This window comes from Pseudomonas sp. CGJS7 (assembly GCF_036961695.1).
Window position 1 is genome coordinate 1 of sequence record NZ_JBAMDI010000275.1, and the last position, 3,137, is coordinate 3,137.

2 protein-coding genes are annotated in these 3,137 nt (G+C 65.6%); one reads left to right on the forward strand and one right to left on the reverse strand.

What is annotated here, in order from left to right:
• Window positions 1-21 precede the first annotated feature (21 nt).
• The gene (locus V7787_RS52580; RefSeq protein WP_336095423.1) at window positions 22-1,482 is read right to left on the reverse strand and encodes a M23 family metallopeptidase; all 1,461 of its coding nucleotides are present in this window, start codon (window positions 1,480-1,482) and stop codon (window positions 22-24) included.
• A 193-nt stretch (window positions 1,483-1,675) separates the two neighbouring features.
• On the opposite strand from V7787_RS52580, the gene tyrS reads away from it, so the two are divergent.
• Window positions 1,676-2,914 (forward strand): tyrosine--tRNA ligase, encoded by a 1,239-nt coding sequence (gene tyrS, locus V7787_RS52585; RefSeq protein ID WP_336095424.1) that lies wholly within the window; start codon window positions 1,676-1,678, stop codon window positions 2,912-2,914.
• The last annotated feature ends 223 nt before the right edge of the window (window positions 2,915-3,137 follow it).

The window sequence follows — 3,137 nt, forward strand, 5'->3', positions numbered from 1 at the left end:
TTGCATCCACCGCCGCGCCGCTCAGCCGCGCGTGGTCTTCTTCTTCGCCACCGCGACCTGCTTGGCCGGCTGCTGCGCCGGCGCCGGACCCGCGTCGGCGTAAATGATGTTCTCGACCTGCCGGATGCGCGCCAGCGCCACGCCGGTCTGCTGGCGGAACTGCGCCAAGGCCACGCCGCCCAGCGGCTCCGGCGGCGGCATGGTCACCGACAGCGGATTGCGGTGCACGCCGTTGATGCGGAATTCGTAATGCAGGTGCGGGCCGGTCGCCAGACCGGAGCTGCCGACGTAGCCGATCACCGTGCCCTGGGCGATGCGCTGGCCCGGCTTGACCTTGCTGAAGTTCGACATGTGCCCGTACAGGGTGGTGTAGCCGCGGCCGTGATCGAGGATCACCGCGCGGCCGTAACCGCCCTTCCAGCCGATGAACTGCACGCGCGCATCGCCGGCGGCCATGATCGGGGTGCCGGTGCCGGCGGCGTAATCCACGCCAGCGTGCATGCGGATCTTGCCCAGCACCGGATGCCGGCGCGAACCGAAGCCCGAGGTCAGGCGCGCATACGGAATCGGCATGCGGATGAAGCTCTTCTTCAGCGGACGGCCGTCGCCGGTGAAGTACTCGGCCTTGCCGCCGCGCTCGAAACGGAAACCGGTGTGCAGCTTGCCGTCGCTGGTGAAGGTCGCCGCCAGCACCGGGCCGGTCTTGAGCAGCTCGCCTTCGCGCCAGGTCTGTTCGACCACCACGCTGAAGCGGTCTTCGGCGCCGACGTCTTCGTTGAAGTCGATGTCGTACTTGAAGATGTCGTCGGTCAGGGTGTTGATGTTGGCGGGAGTCAGACCGACCTTGCGCGCCGAACGGAACAAGGACTTGCCGACCTTGCCGCTGAGCACCACGGTGCGGGTTTCGGCCGGACGGTTGATGACTTTCTGAGTGATGGTGTCGCCGGCGATGCTCAGCTCGACCCGATGGCTGTCGTCCTTGTCGTAGCGGAAGGTACGCAGCGCGCCGTTGACCGGCATGTCGAAACCGAGCTCGGTGCCCGGCTTCATCCGCATCAGCGCTTCTTTCGCGCCCGGCTGTTCGAGAATCTGATGCATGGTGGACGTGGGAATGTCCATGTCCTTGAACACCGAGCCCAGGGTCTGGCCGCGGTTGACCCGGACCAGCTGCCAGCTGTCGCCGGTTTCGCCCTTGAGCCGGGCCAGGGTCAGCGGCGGCAACGCCAGCGCCAACGACTGACGCGGCTCGTGCGCGCGCACCGACGCGGTGGATTGGCTGAAACCGGGAACGATCGCGGCGACCATCATGCCCAACGTCGCGAACAGACCGGCCTGCACCCACTGGCGCCCGGTCCAACGGCCGTTGAAACCGTCCGACAAATGACGGGCCAGTACCGGCCGCTTCAAAGCGGCCTCGCGCAGGGCTTTCAGGCGTTCGCGGCGCTCGGCGCCCACACTGGAAGCCTGCTCGGGTACTGTCATCGGTGGATCCCTCGATCGAGGTGTGAAGGCAACGTTGCGGCGTTACCATAGACACGCGAGCAGTACGCGTCAAACCCTTGTCCTGAATAGGGTTTTTCCCCACCGAGTGGTACAGTTTCGTTTAACTTCCGATTAACCCGAATCCGTGACGGCGTTAACAAAAGCCGGCCGCGGCCGTATCCGAGTCCAGCCTTTGAACAGCGCGCCTTCCTCCGTACAAGAAGCCCTAGACCTGATCGCCCGCGGCGCCGACGAAATCCTCAAGCGCGAGGAGCTCGAAGCCCGGCTGATCGCGTCCGCCAAGCCCGGCGGCCGCCCGCTGCGGATCAAGGCCGGGTTCGATCCGACCGCGCCCGATCTGCACATCGGTCACACCGTCCTGCTCAACAAGATGCGCCAGTTCCAGGATCTGGGACATCAGGTGATCTTCCTGATCGGCGACTTCACCGGAATGATCGGCGACCCCAGCGGCAAGAACGTCACCCGCAAGCCGCTGACCCGCGAAGACGTGCTCGCCAATGCCGAGACCTACGCCGAGCAGGTGTTCAAGGTGCTCGACCGCGAGCGCACCGAGGTCCGCTTCAACTCCGAGTGGTTCGGCAAGATGTCGGCCGCCGACATGATCCGCCTGGCCGGCCAGCACACCGTGGCGCGGATGCTGGAACGCGACGATTTCGCCAAGCGTTACGCCGCCCAGCAATCGATCGCGATCCACGAATTCCTGTATCCGCTGGTGCAGGGCTACGACTCGGTGGCGCTGGAATGCGACGTCGAGCTCGGCGGCACCGATCAGAAATTCAATCTGCTGATGGGCCGCGGCCTGCAGGAGCACCACGGCCAGCCGCCGCAGATCGTGCTGACCATGCCGTTGCTGGAAGGCCTGGACGGCGTCAACAAGATGTCCAAGTCGCTGGGCAACTACATCGGCATCAACGAGCCGGCGATCGACATCGTCACCAAGACCATGAAGATCGACGACGTGCTGATGTGGCGCTGGATCGATCTGCTCAGCTTCGAGATCGGCATCGCCGAGGCTGCGCGGCTCAAGCAGGAGATCGAGGCGGGCCAACTCAACCCGCGCGACCTCAAGCTGCGCCTGGCGCGCGAACTCGCCGCCCGGTTCCATGGCGAACAAGCGGCCGACACTGCGGTCGCAGGCTGGAATGCGGCCGTGCGCGGCGAGGGCGATATCGCCTCGTTGCCGCTGACCGATGTCGTCGTTCCGGCCGAAGGCTTGCGCATCGCCGCATTGCTGACCGCCACGGGACTGACGCCCAGCAACTCGGAAGCCAATCGCAAGCTTAAAGAGCGGGCGGTGCGGGTCGACGGCGAAGTCGTGGAAGACGCCCAGCGGCTGTTTGCCCCTGGATTCGAAGGCATGTTGGCGGTGGGCAAGCGCAGCTTCGCCCGGATTCGCCTGATCGCGGGTTAATCCCCAGCGTAATCAGCCCCGCTGCGGCTCTGCTCCCTCTCCCGCTTGCGGGAGAGGGCTGGGGCGAGGGCCGCCCCAACCTTGCCGAATCGGCCCGCAACTCGCCGACCGGCGATTCCCCATTCATTTCTCGCCCGACCCCCTTCACAAGCCCCATTCATCTGCGCATAATGTGCGGCTCCCAACGACGGGTTGCATCGGTCGCTGGGAAGCGCGGAAGACG